Here is a 24,111-nt window from a genome sequence, read left to right on the forward strand (position 1 = left end):
TCTAGCAAAAGCGCCCATATAATTTCATTTACATTGAACATTATTTAAGAAGAACATAAATTTGTTCAAAGTTTAATTTTTGAGACGTTTCCTTTACTTAACATATAATTGTTGATTAGGATAAATTAGCTCTTGCTGCAATCCATTTTTTTCTTTAATTTCCTTAAGTGTCATACTAAATTTCCGTGCAATACTAACTAAAGTATCCCCTTTTTGTACGACATATAATGACGAAGAAACAACTTCATTTCTTTGCTCACTTAAAACAAGCAATGGGTTCATCGCATTCTTTTTCGCCATCGTCCATCTTCCTTGATGAAGTTCTAAATGTAAGTGTGCACCTCGCGATTCTCCCGTGTTCCCTACTTCTCCAATTTTTTCTCCTTTTGAAATATAATCTCCTTGTCCCACATATCTCTTATTTAAATGTGCATATACAGCCTCATATTCTCCGTGTTTAATAAATACAACATTTCCATAACTACTCGAATAATAAGACCTCGTTACCTTACCATCTTGGATAGCTGCCACAGGCGTTCCAATTGGCGCAGCTACATCAATACCATAGTGTTTTCCATGCCTTGTCCCAAAATAATCACTTATCTGACCTTCAACAGGCCATGTCCATCGATTTTCTTCTGCATAAACATGTAATTGAGATACAAACAGTATACTCAATAGCATGACGCCGCATTTTAAAACTTTCATATACATCCTCCGTTTTCTAATTACCACTATACCTTCTCTATTTTGGTATATTACAGAAAAAAGTATACAAAAAAAAAAGAAAGTGAATTACTCCACTTCCTTCTCTTTCTTATCACGAAAAACTAATGCACTACGGTTATACTCCACATCTTTCACTTGTAATCGAGCATTTATTACTCGAGCTATTGCAAACAAATAATCAGATAATCTATTTACATACTTTAAGACAACTTCATTTATTTTCACTTCTTTTTGCAATGATACTATAGAGCGTTCTGCTCTCCTTACAACAGTACGTGCAATATGAATAGTAGCCGCCGCCTCGCTACCTCCTGGCAAAATAAAGCGTTCTAATGGCGGGGCTTCTTCTATATACAAATCAATCTTTCTTTCTAAGCTTTCAACCATCTCAATTGTCACCTTATAAGGAATTTTTTGTTCCACTATTGCCAAGTCTCCTCCGCAATCAAATAGCTCATGTTGAATATTTTCGAGCTCATTGTAAATATCTCTATAAGTCCCGCCTTGAAGCTTAGTCATTGCATATCCGATATGAGAATTCGCCTCGTCTATTGTTCCATACGCTTCCACACGGATATCATCTTTATCAACCCTACCGCCTATTACACTTGTCGTTCCTTTATCTCCTGTTTTTGTATATAATTTCATTTCTTCACAGCACCTCTCTTGTTATTCTTTATTCGAGCAACATAGAAAAAAGTTCTACCATTCTTTATTTAATTGAGTTTACAAAAAAATAAAAAACAGCAGAACTTTATTCATTATCAACTTTAAAAACACATATCTAAATTATACGATTCGGTAAATAGACAGAAAATGTAGTTCCTTCTCCAACAACACTTGATACAGAAATTTTACCATCATGGCCTTGCACAATATTTTTCGCAATCGCAAGCCCGAGTCCTGTTCCACCCTTTTTCCCACGTGTTCTTGCTTTATCAGCTTTATAGAAACGATCAAATAAAAATGGAATATCCTCTTCTGGAATGCCTGCACCCGAATCTTGTACTTCAAAAATGAGGCCATTATTTTTCGTATCAATTACAAGCGTTACATGTCCGCCTGCGTTTGTATGACGTATTGCGTTATCAATTAAATTCGTCAATACTTGTTCCATACGATCTGCATCAAACGGGTATTGTTCAATTGGATCTTTGAAATCAACCGTTAACGCGACCTCTTTATCCTTTGCAATCCCTTGGAATTTACGACCTATTTTTTCAACGAAAGGATGAATATCAACTTCACCTATATGTAACTCTACATTACCACTTTCCATGCGCGCTAAATCTAATAATTCATTTACAAGTTTACCTAAACGAACGGATTCATCATAAATGATTTGAACAAACTCATTAATTTCTTCTTTCGTTTGCACAATATCATCTAAAATCGCTTCACTATACCCTTGCAGCATTACCATTGGTGTACGAAGTTCATGCGATACATTCGCAATAAAGTCTTGACGCATCTTTTCAAGACGGCGTTCTTCCGTCATATCTCGCAGTACAGCTACAGCTCCACGAATTTTCGTTTGATTGTAAAGCGGCGTCATAAGAACTACATAGTTCCCTTTTTGTAAATTAATTTCAACAACTTGTTGTTGTTCACTTTCTACAACAAGATGGAATAGTTCCACAAGTTCAGAAGGTAGTTTTTTACTTAGCTCTATCTCTTTTTCTTCTTGCCAAACTTGTAAGAAATGTTCGGCCGGCGGATTGATTACTACAACTTCACCTTCTTGATTTAATGTAATAACCCCATCTGCCATACTACTTAAAATACTAGCTAACTGTTCTTTCTCTTGTTGCAAGGCGTTCATATTAAACTTCAACTGTTTTCCCATTTGATTTAAGGCCGTTGCAAGCTCACCAATCTCATCCTGAGATACCATAGGAGCTTTCGCATCAAACTTCCCACGCGACACTTCAAAAGCAACCTCACGCATTTTACGAAGTGGTGCTGTAATTCGAGTAGATAAGAAGAACGCAAAGAAAGTTGTTAATATAATCGCAATTCCAGCCGATAAGAAAATAAAATCAGTCGTTCTTTCCATACCTTGTATCGGTACTTGTAAAGATTCATATACGAACACTGCACTTTGATTTTTTGATTGCACTGGTTTTCCGACGATCATAATATCATTTTCGGTGTTTTTATTCTTCCTACTATTAGACGCTTTTCTAATGTTATTCTTAATTTCTTTTTTGTCTGTAAAAACAGCCGCTAATTCTTTATCTTCTTTTAAGTCATCCATTGTAAGAGTGACTAATCCTTCTTGTTTCGGTGAAGAAGAAATTTCTTTACCATCTTCTACAATAATAATCCTTGAAAGTGGATCAGAGAATTTGTAAGCGATATTCTCAATCGTTTTTACATCGGCACCTTCTTCAATTAACTCTGAAACACTTGTTGCGACTTTTTGAAGCCTAGCTTCACTCATATCAACATAGTATGTTCTAAAAAACTGTGAAAGTAAAATCGCAACAAATCCAAGCACGAACGAAACGAGAAGTAATATGGTCATCCATAACTTCCCTACTACACTTCTCCAAAGCATCAGTCGTTCACAACCTCAAATTTGTAACCTACACCCCAAACAGTAACAATCATTTTCGCTGCATCTGGTGATTTTTTGCTTAACTTCTCACGTAAACGTTTTACATGTGTATCAACTGTACGTAAATCTCCGAAGAATTCATATTGCCATACTTCTTTTAACAGTTGCTCACGATCGAATACTTTATCAGGAGCTTTCGCTAAAAATAATAGTAACTCATATTCTTTCGGCGTTAAGTTTACTTCATTACCATCTGCAGTAACACGGTGTGCATCGTTATCAATTGTTAAGTGCGGGAATACAGTAACATCTTTTGTCGTTGTATCTTGTGTAAAGAATGTTGTTGGTACAGCACGGCGTAATACCGCTTTCACACGTAGTACGACCTCACGTGGACTAAATGGCTTTACAATATAATCATCTGTTCCAACTTCAAATCCTTGTACTCTATTTACTTCTTCACCTTTTGCTGTCAGCATAATAATTGGTGTCGCTTTCTTCTCACGAACCCCTTTACATACTTCAATGCCATCTTTACCAGGCATCATAAGATCTAATAAGATTAAATCGTAATCATTTTGCAACGCCATTTCTAAAGCTGTATCACCATTATCTGCTTCTTCAATCGTATATTGTTCTCTTTCTAAGTACATTTTCAATAAACGACGAATGCGATCCTCATCATCTACAATTAAAATTCTTGATTCATTTTCCATCTCTACCCGCTGCGCACTCTCACCTCAGCGGTTCACACCTACCCTTCTTTAACTATTATGTTGCGCTATTCTCGTTTATTTAAGCAATCTTCTAAATGTTTCACTTCCCATATTATGCTTCACAAGAATAATAAATTTTGTTCAATTTTTTTCCAAAACTATGTATTTTTTTTGAACAGCATATAATGTCCTCGACATCATTTTACAAAATCAACCGCTACTTTGTCATGTTTTTCTCAAAAAAGAAGAAAAGTTGACAAAAATAAAATAGGAAAGTGACATGCACTCTCCTATTTTATTTCTCTATGCATATGAATGTAAACCGGCAATAATTAAGTTTACTACAATAAAGTTAAACATAATTATTGCAAAACCAATTACTGCAAGCCAAGCTGATTTCTCTCCATGCCATCCTTTTGATAGGCGTAAATGTAATACTGCTGCATAAAAGAGCCAAGTGATAAGTGCCCAAACCTCTTTTGGATCCCAGCCCCAAAAACGTGTCCACGCTATTTGTGCCCAAATCATCGCAAAAATTAATGCACCTAATGTGAAAACTGGGAATCCAATTGCAATAGATCGATATCCGATTTCATCTAGTAGATCACTATTCGTATTCTTTACTAACGGCTGAAGTGCCGCCGATACTCGCTTCCGTAAAACAAGTCTTAATACAATATACAGTAACGTTCCTACTAACACTGACCAAATAACAGTATTTAATTTTTTCGCATTTACAATCGCTGGAACTTCAACTGCCGGTTCTAATTTATTTTCTGTCAGTAACTTCCCTTCATGCGGTCCAACTAAGGCCGGAAGATTGTACTTCATTTCCAGTTGTTGTTCATTTTTATCAATCCATTGAAACTTCGCTTCATATTTCATACTAGAAAATACCGTTGTCAATCCAATAAACCCAACCGTACAAACAAGCGTGAATACGACCGTTTCTAACCAAAATGTACGTTTGCTTCTCGTTGATTGATCTACATTTTTCAATAAATACATAACGCCCGTAATAAAACTAATCGCTAAGATTGCTTGTCCTGCTGCTGCAGTCGTCACGTGAATATGTAACCAATTACTTTTTAAAGATGGAATGAGCGGAGATATTTCCCTCGGAAACATACTTGCATAGGCAATTAATAAAAGCGCAACTGGTAATGCAAATAGTCCGATTATACTTACACGGTACATAAAATACATGACAATAAATGCTCCTACAAGCATCATGCCGAAAAATGTACCGAATTCAAAAAAGTTACTAACTGGCGCATGCCCTGATGCAATCCACCTTGTAACAAAATATACTGTTTGTGCTATAAACCCTAAAATTGTAATCGTTATTCCTACATTTGCCCATTTATGACCCTTTTCTTTAATGGCTCCCCCAAAAAATAGAGTCGCAATTAAATATAAAATAAATGCGGTAAAGAGAAAGTTACTACTTATTTGCACCATATCGTTTCCCCACCTTAACTAATTTTTTTATCAATTACTTTATCATTTGGCTGTGGAATTGCTGTACCTTCTATTACTCTTTCAATATCTTTCTTTAAACCGAACCAATTTTTATTTGTATGCCCTGCAATCCACCATTCATCATTAACACGTTGTATCCAAATACGGCGATGATTCCAATACATACCTTGAATGACACCAACCATAAATATAAATCCTCCAATGCCGAGAATCCAAAGCGTTAAATCTTTTCTTACAGTAAGTGCTGTTGCATTTTGCATTTCCACACCTGCGAAGGACATTTTATATTTGTTATTCCCATCTGGTTCTATATTTTGCTGAATACCAACAAAACTCACTTCACCATCTGGCGTTTCAGGTGTAAACATTTTAAATACAAATGCAGGATTGTTTGGTAATTTCGTTTTTGTATTTGGTTTTCCATTCTCATCAAAATAAAAATCAGGAAAATAGCTTAATAGTTCTAAAGAATAACTATTTCCTAAATCATATTTTTCCTTAGGGTTCGTTAAATCTACTTTAATCGGTCCCCACTTTTGATTATTTTCTTTATTTTGCAAGTGAAAGGACATACTTTTAAATTCACTTTCTTTATAATCCACTTGATACACTGCAAATTGATCAAATTTCAGTGGTTCATTCACTCGAATTTCCGCTTCTTTTACTTTTTCTAATTTCGGTTTTTGTCCTGCTATATTTTCTCCTACTGCTTTATATAATACGGCATTCGTTTGGAAGTTTTTTGCAATCATTTTATCGCCTACACGATCAATCGCTTCCTCAAAAACTTCCTTGTCCTTACTTTTATCATAAACTTCTTTTATAAATTTCTCGTTTTTTAAGTAGTATTGTCCATCCGTCCCTGGTATTTCTTTCGTTTCACCGTCACGTAACCAAAGTGCTTCGTCTACGTACATACTCGGTAAAAAACGAAGCATCGCACCGAATAAAAAGATAATAAGACCGATATGATTCACATATGGACCCCAACGCGAGAAGCGTCCCTTTTCTGCTAAAACGTTTCCGTCTTCCACTTTCACGTTATAGTTTCTTTTCTTTAAATTCTTTTGCACTCTTTCCAGGTCACCATCTTGCGGTGTACCAGTCCCATATAATCTCTGTCTCTTTAAAAAGCTAGGATGTCTTTTTACGCCTTGCTTTTTTAAAGCTTTATAAAGTGGAATAACGCGGTCTAAACTACATATCACAAGAGAAATACCGATAGAAGCAATCAAAATCATATACCACCATGAACCGTATAAATTATTAAACCCTAATTGATAGTATAATTGTCCTAAAAATCCGTATTCTTGTTTATAATATTCAGCTGGTGCAATCCCTGGAGTTATGTACATTTCTTGCGGAAAAATAGTTCCTATCGCTGATGCAGCTAAAGTTATTACGATTAGCCATACACCCACTTTTACAGAAGAGAAAAAACTCCAAATTTTATCGACTATCGTTTTTGTCTGCGTGAGAGATCTCCGTGCACTCCCCTCATAGCGCATATCCAATAGTTTTGTATTTTCATTGCTTTCAAATGGTTTCCCGCAAGCTTCACAAAAAACGGTTCCTATCGGATTAACATGTCCACATTCACATTTAATTTCTTTCAACACTCTCACCGCCCCTGTATCTATATGTACTATTGTATATTCTAACCTCAATTTACCGCAATACTCAGAATTTTTAAACCAGAGGCGCTACAGACACGCACCTCTTATGTAAAGGCTTTCTTTATTACGGAGTAATTTTCTTTAAATACCCTTCTAACTGTTCTTTCGTTTGTTCCCCTATAATTTGCTCCACTACTTTTCCATCTTTATCAATCAAAAAACTTGTCGGTAATGGACCTACGCCATATGTTCCTATAATCTTTTGTCCTTTATCAATGGCAACTGGGAATTTCAAACCATATTGGTTCACAAAGTTCTTTACTGCAATATCCGTTTCATCTGCATCTAACGCTATGATTTCAACGCCTTTTTCTTTATACTTTGGATATAATTCATTCATATAAGGCATTTCTTTTTCACAAGGTTTACACCACGTGCCCCAAAAGTTTAAAAATACACCTTTTCCCTTTAAATCTTTTAGTTCAATTTTCTTCCCTTCTAAATCCGTCACAACAAAGTTAGGTGCTTCTTTTCCGATTTGCATTTTCTCTTTATTAGCAAAGAATCCTTGATAAAGGGTAAATCCTACAGCACCACATAAAATGAGTAGAATAGTAACGCGAAATAATAAGCGATTTTTCTTCATATTACCTCTCCTCGGTACATGTTATGTATTATCTTCTGTAAATGTTGTATGAATAAATCACCAGCAGAGCACTCCACTGGTGAATTTTTAACTCTATAGCTTATCTTGGCTTTGTAGAAGCAAGTGCGCGTAATTGTTTCACCTCATGTGGTGTCAATTCTCTCGCATCACCAGGTCGCAGGCTTCCTACTTCTAAGAAAGCATAACGTTCACGTTTTAATTTCACTACTTTACAGTCTAACGCTTCAAACATACGACGTACTTGACGATTACGTCCTTCATGAATTGTTAATTGTACAATAGCCATCTCTTTACGCTTGTCCCAAGAAATAATTTTCACACGTGCTGGTGCTGTTTTACCGTCTTCTAACGTAACACCGCGTTCTAACATGCGAATTTTCTCACCTGTTAATGGACCTTTTATTTTTGCAACATACGTTTTTTCAACTTTATATCTAGGATGCATTAATACGTTTGCGAAGTCCCCATCGTTTGTCATTAATAATACGCCAGACGTATCATAATCTAAGCGTCCGATTGGGAATAAACGTTGTGTAATTTCCGGGAAAAAGTCCGTTACAACACTTCTTCCTTTATCATCTGATACACTTGAAATTACGCCAGTTGGTTTATATAGTAAAAAATAAACAGGTTCTTCTTTTTCAAGAGGGATGTTATTTACTTCTACTTTATCTTGAGGAGTTACTTTTGTCCCTAACTCCTTCACTATTTTCCCATTAACTTTCACTTTTCCTTGCTGAATTAATTCCTCAGCCTTTCTTCTCGATGCAATACCTGCTTGCGCAATCACTTTTTGTAATCGTTCCATTTCTTTTTTTCACCTCGAATTTATCTTACCTTACATTAGAAAGACTTGGCAACCGCATACGCTTTACGGCTATTCGCTTCATCTTACTTAAACAACATAGCGATGATAATAAACATATAAAGGTCAAATCATGTTTTTACCCTTTATTATTGTCCATATTTTTCATATTTCTCACAATAAAAGTTCATCATTTTGTCAAAAACACCACATAAAAAAACCACTATTAAGCTCTACACCTTAATAGTGGTCGTATACGTATTATAAGCGAAATAGTGTAAAAAATGAATAGTATTACTGAAACAATAAAGAAACGAATACAATTGAGCATATAATCCCGATTAAATCTGCAAAAAGTCCTACTTTTAGTGCATCCCCCATTTTTCTAATCCCAACCGCTCCAAAATATACAGTTAAAATATAGAAAGTCGTATCTGTGCTCCCTTGCATCGTAGAAGCCAATCTCCCAATAAAAGAATCTGGCCCATATGTAGCAATTAAATCGGTCGTAATACTTAAACCAGCAGAGCCTGAAATAGGGCGTATAAGTGCTAATGGTACAATTTCTGCTGGAACATGGATTAAATCTAACATTGGCTTCATTACCGATATCATTGCGTCTAACGCACCTGAAGACCGGAATATAGAAATAGACACAAGCATTCCAACCATAAATGGTAAGATAGAAATTGCAATTTGAATCCCTTCTTTTCCTCCCTCAACGAACGATTCATACGTCGGCACTTTCTTTATCGTGCCATATAAAAGGATAAAACCAATTACACAAGGGATTACCCATAAGGAAATTGTATTTACAATACTCATTTTTTCCGCCCCTTTCTACTCCTTCTTCGGTAAAAATAGCGGTCAATCCAAATTGCTCCAATCATAGAAAGTACTTGTGCAATAAATGTTACCCCAACAATTTCAGTAGGATTCGCTGATTCATACGTCATTCGAATCGAAATGACTGTCGTAGGAATTAATGTAATAGCTGATGTATTTAATGCTAGAAACGTCACCATAGAACGGCTCGCCGAATCCTTTCCTCCATTTAACTCTTTCAGTTGTTCCATCGCTTTAATGCCAAGAGGGGTTGCTGCATTACCTAGACCAAAAAAGTTTGCCATCATATTTGATAGAATAAATCCCATGGACGGATGATCCTTTGGTATTTCTGGAAACAACCTTTTTACTATCGGCATAAAAAGTGTAACTAATTTTTTTAACAATCCGGCTTCCTCTGCAATTTTCATTAAACCGAGCCAAAATACTAAAACACTAATAAGTCCTATACAAATCGTTACCGCATCTTTTGCTCCGTCAAATACAGCTTTATTCACTTCTTCCATCGTTCCATTTATCATGGCGTATACAATCCCAATGACAGCCATCGCTACCCATACGAGATTAACCATCGTTCCCAACACCTATCATGTAAGAAAAAATTTCTTTCACATTATTCCAGTAAAGTCCTGTTGTAGCTACTAACTTCCGTTTACTATAAAATAAATTCCGTTCCCCAACTTTCTCATTGCCAACATAAACATCTGTCTTTCCAACCTTTACTCCATCCTCAAGCTTTATACTTTTATCGAGTTCAACTTTTAATAATACGTTCTTTCTTTCCTCTTCAGTTAACGGCACGGAAAAACTATTTTTCGTATAAACATGGTTGGCATACTTCTTTTCATTTATTTCAGCAATTGCTCCTTGTCCTAAAACTTTCGTTTGTTTAAAACGTTCAAAACCTTTATCAAACAAATTCATATGATCATCCCAATCACTAGAAGCACTCAAAGTTACGACAATTAAATCTAGTCCACCTTTTGATGCCGTTGTCACAAGCGTTCGCCCAGCTTTCTTCGTAAAGCCTGTTTTTCCTCCTGTTGCAAATTCATAATAAGACGTTACCAGCTTATGTTTATTTTTCCACGGGTAATCCCAAGAATCTGATTTATACGTTTTAGTTCCGAAAATTTTCTTAAATGTCTCGTTTCCCATTGCATATTTCGTTAATAATGCCATATCGTAAGCCGATGAATAATGTGATCCATCTCCATCTAAGCCATGGGGGTTTGAGAAGTGCGTATCTTTCATTCCAATTTCTTTCGCTTTTTGATTCATTAAATATACGAATCCATCTATACTCCCACCCACACTTTCAGCAATTACTTGCGCTGCGTCATTACCAGATCTAAGCATGAGTCCGTATACTAAATCTTCTAACTTCACTTTTTGTCCAGGCTTTAAATAGATTGCCGATCCTTCCACCCTCACCGCTTCATTACTAACTGATACCATTTCTTTCATCTTCCCTGATTGAGCAGCTAACAAAGCGGTCATAATTTTTGTTATACTAGCAATTTTTTGAGGCTCATGTTCTGCTTTTCCGTATAATACTCGACCAGACTGTTGCTCCATTAATACAGCATTTCGAGCACTGACATTGCTGTTCATCTTTGCATATGTAGGAATCGGCATAACGCTTGCATACATCATAAGAAGCGTAATGATTATACAAATTCGTCTCATATTTCCCCCCACGTCCTTTTGGCACTTTTTGTACAAGTGTATGCTTGGCCTTTTAAAATATGAACGAAATCTTCCTTCTACTGCCATTAAAAAAGACGCAGAGAATTTGCGTCTAATATGGTGTCCATTCAATTTGTTTCGCAGTTTCAAACCTTTTTTCTACATCAGGCCAATTTACAACATTCCACCAGTTTTTAATATATTCATCTTTTCGATTTTGGTATTGTAAATAATACGCATGTTCCCAGACATCTAGTACAAGGAGCGGTATCGTATCCCATTGTGTAAATAATTGATGAAGTGTACTTTGCAAAATTTCTAACCTTCCAGACCGGGGCACCCAAACGAGAATTGCCCAGCCTGAACCTTCTACTTTAGAGGCCGCTTCTGTAAAATGTTTTTGAAAACGTAAAAAGCTCCCAAAATCTTTTTCAATTTGTTGTGAAAAAGCTCCTCTTGGACTTCCACCACCGTCTTTTTTCATGTTATTCCAAAATATCGTGTGTAAGTAATGACCTGACCCATGAAAAGCCGCTTCCCTTTCCCAATGCTTAATTAAATCAAATTTATTTGTTTTTCTCGCTTCTTCCATCATCTTCTCTGCTTTATTTAACCCTTCCACGTAACTCCGATGATGTTTATCATGATGTAATATCATAATTTCTTTAGAAATATACGGTTCTAATGCATTATACGGATAAGGTAATGGCGGGAGTGTATGTCCTCCAATTGGGACAGCTCGTTCACTATCCCCTCTTTCATATAATTCATATTCTTCTTCTTGCATAAATACTTCCTGCAAGTGATGCTGAATATGTTCTACATCATCGCTTATTTCATACATAAACTCTGCATCTGTTTCATACTCATGCTCTTTCATACGCTCTAATAACGTCTGAATTTTATAAGCAAGCATATGGACATCATACACTTCCATTGCACGGCTATCTAATACGTGAAGAACACTTTCACACCAATTTTCTACTTCATGAAAGTAATCTGTAAATACACCTGGTTGATTCATGTTGCACCTCCCTAATGCTATCCACTTAACTATATTCAATGAAAATCCCTTATATAACTGTACAAAAGGAAAAGAAGCTAAGTCACCTTAGCTTCTTTTCCTCAATCAATATTTGTGTAACATCTTTGTCTGATAATCGGTCTCATAATATTCTAGTTCTTCACGCATCAATTGAAATTTACCTTCTAAACTCTTCATCACTTGCTCTAAAGATACAGGTGGTGTTTGTTGAAAAACGATAGAATTTTTCCCTGTATATGCAGACCGACTATTTTCATACCAATGATCACTCTTCGGTGAAAAAAACTCTGCAATTACTTGATGGTAAATCTTATATAAAATTTTTTCAGCTGCTGTTTTTCGAAATGGCTGACTATTCAACAAAACAAGACATGCATCCTGTCCTTCTTCGCAAAAAACGAGAAGTCGTCTCATTGATGCTAATAACCCTTTATAATATCGCTCATTCCCTGCTGGTGTTTCCTCTAATAAAGAAGGTAACGTATGATAATTCACATAATTGGTTATCAAATTAATAGCATCTTCTAAAAATATAGAAACTTGTTCTGTTTGATTTTCAACCATCAAATTAGACATTTTTTCTCTCTCCTTTGCCATTTCACGCTATTTCTACTCTTTTATTTTTATGTAATTCAGTTAATATTTCTTGTACTTTCGACACCGTTCCCTCATCAAAATATTGTTGAAATTCTTCCATATTATTTAAATACAAACGTTTTTGCGCACGAAGCTCCCTGTCTTTCACTAAACAACATATCGCTACAATATCGCGCAAATATATGTTTTGTTCTTCTACTTTATACACTGGATTTCCTTCAAAAGGATTAATTTCTTGTAAAACTTCTTCAAAATATCGAACGTATAAAACCGAAAAAGTTTTCTCTTTATCATTTAATATATATGTCACTTCAGATCTGTTAAAAAAATCTTCTGATGTATTAGGTTTCGCTTTTTCTAACTCATACCCTACGTAACTTTTTATAATCATATACTCCCCTCCCCTTTCTTTCATTTTATTCTAACTTAATTTTCTGATAAACAAAATATTCCTTTAAATATACCTATATAAAAAATAGCTCGCCTATACAGGATTTTACCTTTTTATTTTTCTTGAAGTTTGTCATAATAATATTATTGTCTCAGTTTTCTTATACAAGGAGAGTTGTATTTATGTCGTTTTCATGGAAACGTTTCTTACAAATCGGGAAAATTATCTTCCCATTTGTTGTATTAACAATTGTATTCTTTCAAGCAAAAAAAGAACTAGCGGGCATTTCTTTTTTAGAAGCGATTGATACAATTAAAAACATTCCAACCGGAGGAGTCTTTTTAGCAATTACACTTGGTGCATTCGCTGTATCAACAATGTTCTTTTATGACTATGTTATGCTTCGTTACTTAAAAGCTGATATCCCTGTCCAAAAGATTTTCCGTATCTCGTGGATTGCTAATACTTTAAATGGATTTATCGGGTTTGGTGGTCTTGTTGGGGCCGGCGTACGCACAATGCTTTATCGTCCATATATAAAAGAAAATGGAAAACTTATTAAAAGTATCGCTTGGATGACAACTGCCTTTATTAATGGATTAGCCATTCTTTCATTTCTTGGTCTTATCGGAATATTAGACACGAGATTTATTCTGCATGAAAAACCATGGCTATGGCCTGTTCTTATCTTCTTCGCTCTTTTCGTCCCTATATATATCGGATTTTCTAAATTAAAAAATAGAAAAGCGACGCAAACAGAGGAACAAGAAGAAGAGGAGAAAAACCCAACTGTTTTATACTCATTAGTTTCATTAGTCGAATGGGTATCTGCTGGTATTGTTATGTACGTCATATTACTATTATTTGGCATTGAAATCGAATTCCAAAAGTTTTTAGGCGTATATGTTATTGCTGCTTTAGCTGGTGTCGTTAGTCTTGTTCCTGGTGGCCTTGGATCATTTGATCTTGTCTTCTTAACTGGGCTTGGGCAATACGGCATCGATACAGGTGTTTTACTCCCTGCTATGTTATTATATCGTCTCGTCTATTACATCTTGCCCTTCTGCCTTGGTCTCATTTTTGCAGCTTTTGAAATGACAGGAGTAGCCATTAAAAAGTTTGAAGATAAACCTTTTATTGCGCCTGCATTAGAGACAACTGGTGTTATATGGACTTTGCAGCGTGACTTTCTAGGAAAGTTAGGTTCTTGGGCATCTGCTGCTTTAACAGTATTTGCTGGCTTAATGGTTATTTTATCAACCATTCTACCAACAAGTATAAATCGGGCACACGCCTTACATATTCTAGCTCCAAAACATCTTATTCAATTTTCTTTTAGCTTATCGCTAACATTCGGTATTCTCCTACTCATTCTTTCGCGGGGGATATATTACGGAACAAAACGTTCTTATTATATGACGATTGTTTCTTTAATTGGAGCGGCTATTTTTAACACACTAAAAGGAATTGATGTTGAAGAAACTTTTATTTTATTAATCGTACTCGCCGTATTGTATATGCTTCGTAAAAGGTTTGTACGTGAGAAAATGGAAGTCTCACTTTCCGATATCGTAAAAGTTTTTATATTCCTACTTGTAACGTTATATTTATATAAAAACTTAGGTATTTTATTTGCAGGTGCAAAAGAAGCTTTCAAACCTGATTTTGTCGTTCGTAATATTACACAAGTGAAACGAAGTGCATTAGCAGCTGCCTTTTTTGTTCCTACTTTTTTACTAATTGGTTCACTCATTGCAAATCGTTATCGAAATGAATTTCCCGGGCAACCAGCTAATGATAAACGATTACAAAACTTCTTAGATGAACATGGTGGAAATGTACTTAGTCATTTAGGTTTTTTAGGAGATAAACAGTTCTTTTTCAGTAGTGATGGAAAAGCACTCATTCTCTTCTCAATAACTGGAAAACGACTTATTGTACTAGGTGATCCAATTGGAGACCCTTCCTCCTATCGTACTGTATTGCAAGAGTTTTTAGCTGAGGCTGATCGATTTGGATACATTTGTGTATTCTATCAAATTGAAAGTAAATGGATGAGTTTATACCACGATTTTGGTTATAACTTCTTTAAGCTTGGTGAAGAAGCTGTTGTTGATTTAAATACCTTTACAATAACAGGAAAGAAACGCGCTGGCATGCGAGCTACTTTCAACCGTTTTGAAAGAGAAGGCTATACATTCTCTATTCATGAGCCACCTTTCTCCGACGAATTATATGAAGAGTTAAGAAAAGTTTCAGATGCATGGCTTGGTGGAAAAAAAGAGAAAGGTTTTTCACTCGGATACTTCGATCGTGAATATATTAGTCGCGCTCCTATCGCAACATTATCTGATGCGGATGGAAAAATCATTGCATTCACAACATTCATGCCCGTATATCAAAACGGATCATTATCTGTCGATTTAATGCGATATTACCCAGATGCGCCTAGCGGCATTATGGACGCAATTTTCATCCACTTATTCCAGTGGGCAAAAGAAAATGAATACCACTCCTTTAATATTGGTATGGCACCACTTTCAAATGTTGGTTTATCCACACAGTCTTTCTGGTCTGAACGAGTGGCTGCTGCAATCTTTAATAATGTTCGCTATACGTATAGTTTCAGCGGATTACGACATTTTAAAGAAAAATATAAACCAGCATGGAGCGGTAAATATTTAGCATTTAGGAAGAATCATTCTTTACCAATTACAATGCTCTCTGTAACAAAATTAATAGGAAAAAGAAAAAACAGCTAAATTCTTAGCTGTTTTTTCTTTTTTGAACTTGTACAATAAATTCTTTTTCATACTTCTTACCATTTATATAGAAATTCCCCCACATTTTATACGTGCCCTCGGCAGGAAATGTAATCCGGTATTGTAATTGCTCATCCGTATCTACAGGCATAGCGTATAAAAAGTTCTCCTTCGTTTCATCCACTATATAGAGTGACTCTACTTCCCCTCTCTCTGAATGTAATTTCAATTTTTCACCCTTTTTCGCTTGAAACTGAAATGTTAACGTAACTGGTTCATTCGGATGTAATGCGCCAAATAAAAGAGAAACTTCATACTCTCCTATTTTTTTTGTAAGTACACTGTCGATTGGAAATTTCACTTTTTTCTTATTGTTCTCCTCTTTCGTTCTACCAAAATCTTTCCTAGCGAATGACTCTACGGACTTATTTTTGTCTTCGTATAAAAATATTGTATATTCTTCGTCTTTCGCTATTTTGGAAGATAACTTATATGACCCGTTCCCTGCAAATGTGGGTTTAATTTGTTGTATGTTTTTTAACTGTCCATCTACAATCACTGCCCTCATTTGATCATTTACACCACGAATTTCATTATTCTTGTTGTTTAACAACTGAAATACAATATCTACTTTCTCATTTCCCTTTCCATTTGAAACATCCCACTTTACTTCCTGAACATCTCCTACAGTCTCTTCGTTTTCTTGATATTTTTTTATGTAAAATCCTCCTGCCACAATAAGTACTAACGCAATAAGCCCAATGACAAGATTTTTCAAAACATCACCTACCATTTTTATTGTCTCTATTCATACAAAACTTCTTAAGATATATATTCTAGATTATGATTTATGAAATCCTCCTATTTTGTACATATTACAAATAATAAAAAGATTTTAATTGAAAGGATTCGTAGTGTATAATGCAAATGATATTGATTTCTATCAATACATTATAAGGAGGACTTTTTTATGAGTGTACATATCGAAGCAAAACAAGGCGAAATCGCTGAATCTATTCTATTACCTGGTGATCCATTACGTGCAAAATATATCGCTGAAACATTTCTAGAGGACGTTACTTGCTATAATAATGTGCGTGGTATGTTAGGTTTCACTGGAACTTATAAAGGAAAACGTGTATCTGTTCAAGGTACAGGTATGGGTGTTCCTTCTATTTCTATTTATGTAAACGAATTAATCCAAAGCTACGGCGTTAAAAATTTAATTCGCGTTGGAACTTGCGGTGCAATTCAAAAAGATGTAAAAGTTCGTGATGTTATTATCGCAATGACGGCTTGTACTGATTCTAATATGAACCGTTTAACATTCCCAGGATTTGATTTTGCACCAGCTGCAAACTTTGACCTTTTAAAGAAAGCTTATGATGCTGGAACTGAAAAAGGATTACACGTTCGTGTCGGTAACGTTTTAACAGCAGATGTGTTTTATCGTGAAAGCATGGACATGGTTAAAAAACTTGGAGATTACGGTGTATTAGCAGTAGAAATGGAAACAACTGCTCTTTACACATTAGCAGCAAAATACGGTGTAAATGCATTATCTGTATTAACAGTTAGCGATCACATCTTCACCGGCGAAGAAACTACATCTGAAGAGCGTCAAACTACATTTAACGAAATGATTGAAATCGCTTTAGATGCAGCAATTCAACAATAATACACTAAAGAACTTGTCATACGTCTGGCGAGTTCTTTTTATGTGACTTTTTATAAATAACTACTTTATAAAGAGACAGATTTCTCCCCTCTACTTTCTTGTAACGTTTGTTATAATAAAGAAATCATTTACAGTATTTCTCATAAGAGGTGACGCAGTGAAAAACAGAAGTATCGTCTTTAAACTATTTTTATTAACATCCACTTTATTTACAATCATATTCCTACTTTTTTTCCTAGGACAATCTCTATTTTTAGAGAAATTTTATATTAATAAAAAAGTAAAAACAGTCCAAACTGCTTTTGAAAAATTCGTAGATAATTATGATAAAAGTGATAAAAGTTATGAGCAGGTTAGAAAACTAAAACAAGAATTTCATGATAAAACAAATGCAGATATGCAGTTTTTGGATTCTAACGGTATTATTAAAAGTGATAACAATTACTATATCGATGTATTTAATCCCAACAATAATAAACAGTATTCCATTCCACTCAATAATCTTTTAACACCAGAAGAATATAATAAATTCGAAAATTTAGGTTTAAAAAAAGATGTAATAATCAATGTTGATGGAGTCGTACAAGAGAATAATATAATCACACCACAAAAATTAGGAACGAATTATAATCAATGGCAGAACGAACATTTCTATTCGGATTTTCAGTCAATTAATGGTAACCCTTCTAAGAACAGACTTGCAAGCCGATACAAATCTACAACTCGAATCATCTTTACAGGTGTTATAACTAAGTTACAGCTCCCATCCAAAGCTGAGGTTCGTCTTGCAAATGATATTGAAACATTACAAGCCGTTCAATATTTTGCAGATATGATTAGAGAGGGCACTTCTAACTCGAACCAATTAAGTACTTTCATATTAGATGGCGGAGAAAATATAAAAAATAGTATCTTTGTAAAACCTATTATAGAAAATGGAAGGATTACAGAATATGCTTTTGCGATAGCATCTTTGCAGCCTGTTAATGAAGCAATGCTCGTTTTAAAAGATTATTATGTCTATGCCTTAATCATCGTGTTTCTCGTAATTATTTTGTTATCCTTCTACTACTCAAAAATCATTGTTAAGCCATTAATTAAAATAAATCGTGTTACAAAAAAAATGGCTAATTTTGATTTCAGCGAGAAATTACCTGTTACAGCTGACGATGAAATTGGGGGGCTTTCTGGCAGTATCAATACATTATCTGTAAATTTAAAAGATCGAATCGATCGATTAAATGTTGCTAATACAAAGTTACAACAAGATATTGAACGTGAACGTCAATTAGAAAAAACAAGAAAAGAATTCATTTCTGGCGTATCACACGAATTAAAAACACCGCTAAGTGTAATTAGAAGTTTTGCAGAAGGAATTAAGGATGGTGTTAGTAAGGATACTTCGTATTATACTGATGTTATTTTAGAAGAAACAGAAAATATGAACAGGCTGATTGTTGAAATGTTAGAATTAGCAAAGTTGGAATCTGGTACTTACAAACTAGATATGACGACGTTCTCAATCGGTGAATTAACGCAACAAGTCTACACAAAATTATTATTTAGCATGGAAGAAAAACATTTACAAGTGAACATCGATGCAGACCCTTCTATACTTGTTAAAGCAAATCGCAGTCGCATTGAGCAAGTAGTTGTGAACTTACTAAGTAATGCAATCCGTTATACGCCAGATGGAGAAAAGATACAAGTCTCCATTATAGAAGCAGAAGATACCGTAAAAGTCGAAATCGAAAATACAGGAAACCCTATCCCTGAAGAAAGTCTTGAAAAAATTTGGGATCGCTTCTATCGTCTAGATGCATCACGTAGCCGTCACACTGGAGGTACCGGTCTTGGATTATCTATCGTAAAAAACATTTTAGACCTTCATCATGCCGAGTACGGTGTGTATAATACGACTAACAGTGTTGTATTCTATTTCAATTTACAAAAAGTAAAAGAAGTCAAATAATTTGTCTTAATTTCACTAGGAGTTCACATGAAATTCACACTCTCCCTTTATAGTAAGAAACAAGTTAATCCTTTCCTTTACACATATAAAAGAGGAGAGTGCGTGAAATGAAACAAGCAGGACAACCTATTCAAAATGAAAAACAATTAGAAACTATCAAAAATATACTTTTACAATCTTCGAAACGTGATGGCTTATTATTCGTATTAGCTGTAAATTCTGGCTTAAAAGTAAGTGAAATCTTACAATTAAAAGTTAGTGATGTAATCGATGAAAATGAAAATGTTCGCCATTCCATTTTATTTTACAATGAAAAAGTGAAGAAACATAAATGGTTTGCTGTAAATGAAGACTTACAGCACGCAATCGAAGACTACATGAAAGAACGTAAAACTTGGAAACGTAATGAACCATTGCTAAAATCTCAAAAAGGAACAAAATCTATTACGAGACAACATGCATGGTACATTTTAAACAAAGCTGCAAAAGAAGTTGGATTAGAAGGGATTAGCTCACATACACTTCGAAAAACTTGGGGTTATTGTGCATACAAATCAGGTGTTGATATTGCGTTTTTACAACACTTCTTTGATCACAGTACTCCATCAAAAACTTTAAAGTATATCGGTATTGCTTAATAACTCTTATACATAAAAAAGGTTACCATTTGAAAATTTGGTAACCTTTTTTATATTTCATATTCTCTTTTCTTGTCTCTCCTATACTGTAGTGGTACTCTAATAATAAGGGGGAGAAATTATGAACACACTTACAATTGAATTACCAAAAGAAACGGCTGAAAAACTTGATTTATTAAAACAAGCTTATGAAAAGAAAACAGGTGCTTCTATCTCTGAGAGCACTCTCGTTCAAACACTTATCTCAAAAGAATTTATCCAAGCGATAACTCCTTTTGATTTACAACAATTCGTCAATGGAAAAGAACAGCATTAATCGCTGTTCTTTTTTTATCTCTATTTAAAATATACAAGTTTTATATATATTTTTAGAAAAACCATTGACAATGATAATGATAACCATTATCATTTATTATGAAGCCAACAATTGATGAATCAACCAAACGCTCAGTAACATTGTTACCCCTCTTTTTCATATAGAAAGGCACTGTACATTCCCCCTGTTTGTACAGTGCCTTTCTTGTTTATTATCATTCAAAAAAATTTAATTGCTCCGGCTTCGGCTCACCATATGTAATGTTCATCATTTTCATAAGCTGTTTCGCATTATCTGCTGCATCCCCACCTGAATTGTTGTTAAACAGTACGTATATATCCTTTGTTTTCTTTTTTAATTGCTCTAATCGTTCAACCCATTCTTCCAGTTCTTTATTGTTGTAGCGATATAAACAGCGAACCGCTCTCCAATTTTCCCCTTTATCAAGCCAACCATGAACATTTCGACCGTGAAAACGTATTAATGCCATGTCTGAATTCGTAACCTCTAACACGAGTGGCACAGAACCTATCCCAGCCTGTGGTTCATCACAAATTGTATGAATCCATTTCTCCTGTTCTAGAAACTGTAACGTCTTATCTCTCATTTCTGGATAAAACCATGTTTGATTTCGAAATTCTATTGCACATGGTAAACCTTCCATTTTTTCTTTCGTATATCGAAGAAAATCTACATTTTTCTTTTTGCAATCAAACCATGGCGGATATTGAAATAAAATTGTTTTTAATTTACTAGCTTCAATTAAAGGAAGAATAGATTGTTTATATACATCAAACATCTCATCGAACGTAGAAAAAGGAATTTCACCTTTCATATGTCCTGTCATTCCTTGATATGCTTTTACTATAAAAGAAAAATCTTTCGGTGTTTCCATTGCCCATTTTATATAGTTTCGTGCAGGTTGCATCGCATAAAATGAACTGTCCACTTCTACAATAGGAAAATACTCACTATATGTTCGTAATTTATTTCTATTTTCATAGGCGTCTATATATAAAGAATCATGATCTCCCCACCCTGTTACTCCAATGAAAAGCAAATATATTCCTCCCTTTTTAACTTCACCTTCTATCCATTCTACTCAATTACTGAACACTTCGACCAATCAATTTTATTAAGTAGTCTCTTCTTTAAGAGTATCCGTATAAAAATATGATATACTAGATGGAAGAATTTTTAAATTGAGGGGTTATTTATGCTTCCAAACGATGATATTATATCTCATGAAAAACGAATAGAAGAACTAGAAAATAAAGTACGTTTTTATGAAGAACTTGTAAATCAATTACCACACCATTTCACATATAAAAATTCACATATTGGTTTACAAATAAAGAAAACGAGATCGACTCATTCCATTCAAAACATACAAAAAGAAAATAAAGAGGCCGATTTTCAACTTACTTGCGACTCATTATTTTTATTTAAACAACTTGAAACATACTTTGTTCATATTTTTGATGCTTTTTCACATCATGTAACCTTTGTTGATAATAAAGGAAATATAACTTTATGTAATCAAGCTGCTGCAGATGATTTTGGTGTAGTACGAAATGATATAATTGGAAAACCAATTCAACAATTACTAAAATTGCCTGAAGAAAAAATTAAAGCTCTAGAAACATTAAGAACAGGCACAGAAATATACAATGAAGAAGTTTTAGACAAAAACTATGGCATTTTAAATAACCGAATTATTCGTGATTATAACGGAGAGATTTTTAGAGTTATTAGTGTCTTTCATTATTTAAATACAGAACGTGATGCAGAAAAATTTTCGTTAGCAGGGCGAATCGCGGCTGGTATTGCACATGAAGTACGTAATCCTCTTACAACCGTACGAGGATATTTACAATTTTTACAAGAAAATGTTTCTCCATCTAATAAAGAACTATTTAAAAACTTACTTATTCCTGAATTAGATCGCGCAAATAGTATCATTACAAAATTTTTATCTATTTCAAAAACACGTGAATTTAAAAGAGAACCCTTTCCCATTAATACATTTTTACGTGAGTATATTCAACAGTTATTAGCTAGTGAAGTCTTTTTACATAACATTTCAATTGATTATAATTTTTCTACCGAATTAGATGATATATTAGTTCATATTGATCGTCATGAACTTGTACAAGTTTTTTTAAACTTATTCCAGAACGCTGTCGATGCTCAAAGCGAAAAAAAACTTTCTATACAAATCGCTAGTTACCGCCTTGATAATTTTGTCCGTATTACTTTCACTGATAATGGAACTGGTATTCCACGAGCCATTCAAGAATATATCTTTGATCCATTCTTCTCAACAAAAGATTCCGGTACAGGGCTCGGCTTGTCAGTAACGAAAAAAATCATTCAAAATCATAACGGTACATTAAAAATGACTAGTAATGAAAATGGTACAACTTTTACTATTTCAATTCCAATCTTACCTAAAACAGCCCTTGAAAGATTAAATCAATACAAATAAAATCCAATCCACGAACTGCATGCCAATTGTTAATCCTTCAACAATTGACATGCAGTTTTTTATGTTGAACTTTTCTTCTTTACGTTATATAAATCCTTCTATACCTTACTTACTTTTTGCTAAGTGGGCCAATTCCTTATTTTTTTATAAATGGTAGTTTGTCCATTACGAATTTAGTATAAATTTCATTTTAATATATAGTAATGACTATTGATTCTATGAAAGAAAGGAATGAAAAGATGAACAATAAAAATAAAGGAAAAGTATTTTATGGTAATGATTGTTGCGAAGTAAGAGCTTGTAGTCATATTAACATCTCTAAGTCCGAACTTACAGAATTCGTTAGACTTCTTCAAGCTCTTGGCCAAGCTATTCAAGCTGTCTTTCAAAACCCTTCTCAAAATAATATAGATAACTTAATCGCTGCCCTAAATAACTTACAAAAATTCCTCAATTGCTTAGATTTATCCCCAGCACAAAAACAAATTGGAAATTCTATTATTGCTAATTTATTAACTATTTTAAGAACAACACCTTTCTCATGTGGAGCATTATACGTTGAGCTACAAAGCTTGCTTAATTATTTATTGTATATCGCTAAGTTATTCAAAGTAGATTGTTGTACGATCGACAAACTAGTTAGACTCATAACAGAAATCCAAACTATCCTAGTTCAATACGGATCAGGTTGCCTTGGAGGCGGAGGAGCAACAGGTGCTACTGGTGCTACGGGTGCTACCGGGCCTCAAGGACCAGCGGGTGCTACTGGTGCTACCGGGCCTCAAGGACCAGCGGGTGCTACGGGTGCTACCGGGCCTCAAGGACCAGCGGGTGCTACGGGTGCTACGGGTGCTACTGGACCTCAAGGACCTCAAGGCGCTCAGGGACCAGCGGGCGCTCAAGGTGCTACTGGACCTCAAGGGCCTCAAGGTATTCAAGGACCAGCAGGTGCTACTGGTGCCACTGGCGCTACGGGTGCTCAAGGTGCTCAAGGTGTTCAAGGGCCAGCGGGTGCTACGGGTGCTCAAGGTGCTCAAGGACCAGCGGGTGCTACTGGTGCTACTGGTGCTACTGGCGCTACTGGCGCTACTGGCGCTACTGGACCTCAAGGGCT

Annotated in this window: 23 protein-coding genes; 7 read left to right on the forward strand and 16 right to left on the reverse strand. The window is 34.8% G+C overall.

Features of this window, described 5'->3' with window-relative positions:
* Positions 1 to 93: 93 nt before the first annotated feature.
* The 14 genes from F3I02_RS06760 to F3I02_RS06825 all read right to left on the reverse strand — a co-directional run bounded on the left by F3I02_RS06760 (position 94) and on the right by F3I02_RS06825 (position 13,143).
* On the reverse strand, positions 94 to 708 hold the full coding sequence (locus tag F3I02_RS06760; protein ID WP_000866118.1) for a peptidoglycan DD-metalloendopeptidase family protein: 615 nt from the start codon (positions 706 to 708) through the stop codon (positions 94 to 96).
* Between the two features lie 87 nt (positions 709 to 795).
* Positions 796 to 1,377 (reverse strand): cob(I)yrinic acid a,c-diamide adenosyltransferase, encoded by a 582-nt coding sequence (locus F3I02_RS06765; protein WP_000781272.1) that lies wholly within the window; start codon positions 1,375 to 1,377, stop codon positions 796 to 798.
* A 136-nt stretch (positions 1,378 to 1,513) separates the two neighbouring features.
* Entirely contained in the window at positions 1,514 to 3,289 is a 1,776-nt protein-coding gene (gene resE, locus F3I02_RS06770; RefSeq protein WP_000964680.1) for a sensor histidine kinase ResE, read from the reverse strand.
* Positions 3,289 to 4,005 carry a DNA-binding response regulator ResD gene (resD, locus tag F3I02_RS06775; protein WP_000426861.1) on the reverse strand — a complete coding sequence of 239 codons (717 nt, stop codon included), beginning with the start codon at positions 4,003 to 4,005 and terminating at the stop codon, positions 3,289 to 3,291. Before resD ends, resE begins: the two co-directional genes overlap by 1 nt.
* 303 nt (positions 4,006 to 4,308) lie before the next feature.
* Positions 4,309 to 5,466, reverse strand: coding sequence for a cytochrome c biogenesis protein ResC (resC, locus tag F3I02_RS06780; protein WP_196477762.1), 1,158 nt, complete (start codon positions 5,464 to 5,466; stop codon positions 4,309 to 4,311).
* Positions 5,467 to 5,480: 14 nt separating this feature from the next.
* On the reverse strand, positions 5,481 to 7,106 hold the full coding sequence (gene resB, locus F3I02_RS06785; protein ID WP_000910550.1) for a cytochrome c biogenesis protein ResB: 1,626 nt from the start codon (positions 7,104 to 7,106) through the stop codon (positions 5,481 to 5,483).
* Between the two features lie 121 nt (positions 7,107 to 7,227).
* Positions 7,228 to 7,749, reverse strand: a complete 522-nt coding sequence (gene resA, locus F3I02_RS06790) for a thiol-disulfide oxidoreductase ResA (RefSeq protein WP_000742212.1) — start codon at positions 7,747 to 7,749, stop codon at positions 7,228 to 7,230.
* A 100-nt stretch (positions 7,750 to 7,849) separates the two neighbouring features.
* The gene (gene rluB, locus F3I02_RS06795; RefSeq protein WP_000440556.1) at positions 7,850 to 8,578 is read right to left on the reverse strand and encodes a 23S rRNA pseudouridine(2605) synthase RluB; all 729 of its coding nucleotides are present in this window, start codon (positions 8,576 to 8,578) and stop codon (positions 7,850 to 7,852) included.
* Positions 8,579 to 8,869: 291 nt separating this feature from the next.
* Positions 8,870 to 9,400: a spore maturation protein SpmB gene (gene spmB / locus F3I02_RS06800; protein ID WP_000029514.1), complete on the reverse strand. Its 531-nt coding sequence runs from the start codon at positions 9,398 to 9,400 to the stop codon at positions 8,870 to 8,872.
* Positions 9,397 to 9,993, reverse strand: a complete 597-nt coding sequence (gene spmA / locus F3I02_RS06805) for a spore maturation protein SpmA (protein WP_000247811.1) — start codon at positions 9,991 to 9,993, stop codon at positions 9,397 to 9,399. Before spmA ends, spmB begins: the two co-directional genes overlap by 4 nt.
* Positions 9,986 to 11,110 (reverse strand): D-alanyl-D-alanine carboxypeptidase family protein, encoded by a 1,125-nt coding sequence (locus F3I02_RS06810; protein ID WP_001252607.1) that lies wholly within the window; start codon positions 11,108 to 11,110, stop codon positions 9,986 to 9,988. The genes spmA and F3I02_RS06810 overlap by 8 nt, the downstream gene beginning before the upstream one ends.
* A 112-nt stretch (positions 11,111 to 11,222) precedes the next feature.
* Positions 11,223 to 12,134, reverse strand: coding sequence for a superoxide dismutase (locus tag F3I02_RS06815; protein ID WP_001075447.1), 912 nt, complete (start codon positions 12,132 to 12,134; stop codon positions 11,223 to 11,225).
* A 105-nt stretch (positions 12,135 to 12,239) separates the two neighbouring features.
* Positions 12,240 to 12,731 carry a YpuI family protein gene (locus F3I02_RS06820; protein WP_000067558.1) on the reverse strand — a complete coding sequence of 164 codons (492 nt, stop codon included), beginning with the start codon at positions 12,729 to 12,731 and terminating at the stop codon, positions 12,240 to 12,242.
* 22 nt (positions 12,732 to 12,753) lie between these two features.
* Positions 12,754 to 13,143 (reverse strand): hypothetical protein, encoded by a 390-nt coding sequence (locus F3I02_RS06825; RefSeq protein ID WP_000584658.1) that lies wholly within the window; start codon positions 13,141 to 13,143, stop codon positions 12,754 to 12,756.
* 182 nt (positions 13,144 to 13,325) lie between these two features.
* Between F3I02_RS06825 and mprF the strand changes: the two genes are divergently transcribed.
* A complete protein-coding gene (mprF, locus tag F3I02_RS06830) occupies positions 13,326 to 15,905 on the forward strand; it encodes a bifunctional lysylphosphatidylglycerol flippase/synthetase MprF (protein WP_000010848.1) in 2,580 nt (859 codons plus the stop codon).
* 4 nt (positions 15,906 to 15,909) lie between these two features.
* Here mprF and F3I02_RS06835 read toward each other — a convergent pair whose 3' ends face one another.
* Entirely contained in the window at positions 15,910 to 16,698 is a 789-nt protein-coding gene (locus F3I02_RS06835) for a hypothetical protein (protein WP_086408932.1), read from the reverse strand.
* A gap of 177 nt (positions 16,699 to 16,875) precedes the next feature.
* Here F3I02_RS06835 and deoD point away from each other — a divergent pair, with 177 nt between their 5' ends.
* The 4 genes from deoD (at position 16,876) to F3I02_RS06855 (ending at position 20,509) form a co-directional block, all read left to right on the forward strand.
* The gene (gene deoD, locus F3I02_RS06840) at positions 16,876 to 17,583 is read left to right on the forward strand and encodes a purine-nucleoside phosphorylase (RefSeq protein WP_000110707.1); all 708 of its coding nucleotides are present in this window, start codon (positions 16,876 to 16,878) and stop codon (positions 17,581 to 17,583) included.
* A 157-nt stretch (positions 17,584 to 17,740) separates the two neighbouring features.
* Complete coding sequence (locus F3I02_RS06845; protein WP_000797512.1) at positions 17,741 to 19,555, forward strand: sensor histidine kinase; 1,815 nt, start codon at positions 17,741 to 17,743, stop codon at positions 19,553 to 19,555.
* Between the two features lie 107 nt (positions 19,556 to 19,662).
* Positions 19,663 to 20,193: a tyrosine-type recombinase/integrase gene (locus F3I02_RS06850; protein ID WP_000806236.1), complete on the forward strand. Its 531-nt coding sequence runs from the start codon at positions 19,663 to 19,665 to the stop codon at positions 20,191 to 20,193.
* Between the two features lie 121 nt (positions 20,194 to 20,314).
* A complete protein-coding gene (locus F3I02_RS06855; RefSeq protein WP_001094860.1) occupies positions 20,315 to 20,509 on the forward strand; it encodes a DUF3924 domain-containing protein in 195 nt (64 codons plus the stop codon).
* A gap of 214 nt (positions 20,510 to 20,723) precedes the next feature.
* On the opposite strand, the gene F3I02_RS06860 is transcribed toward F3I02_RS06855, so the two are convergent.
* Positions 20,724 to 21,569 (reverse strand): DUF72 domain-containing protein, encoded by an 846-nt coding sequence (locus F3I02_RS06860; RefSeq protein ID WP_000897332.1) that lies wholly within the window; start codon positions 21,567 to 21,569, stop codon positions 20,724 to 20,726.
* A gap of 156 nt (positions 21,570 to 21,725) precedes the next feature.
* On the opposite strand from F3I02_RS06860, the gene F3I02_RS06865 reads away from it, so the two are divergent.
* Complete coding sequence (locus F3I02_RS06865) at positions 21,726 to 22,997, forward strand: ATP-binding protein (protein ID WP_000937259.1); 1,272 nt, start codon at positions 21,726 to 21,728, stop codon at positions 22,995 to 22,997.
* A 239-nt stretch (positions 22,998 to 23,236) separates the two neighbouring features.
* Positions 23,237 to 24,111: collagen-like repeat preface domain-containing protein (locus F3I02_RS06870; RefSeq protein ID WP_230876779.1), on the forward strand; the 875-nt coding region annotated here is incomplete at its 3' end.

The sequence above is a fragment of the Bacillus sp. SRB3LM genome (assembly GCF_015712745.1).
Classification (GTDB): Bacteria; Bacillota; Bacilli; order Bacillales; family Bacillaceae_G; genus Bacillus_A; species Bacillus_A thuringiensis_K.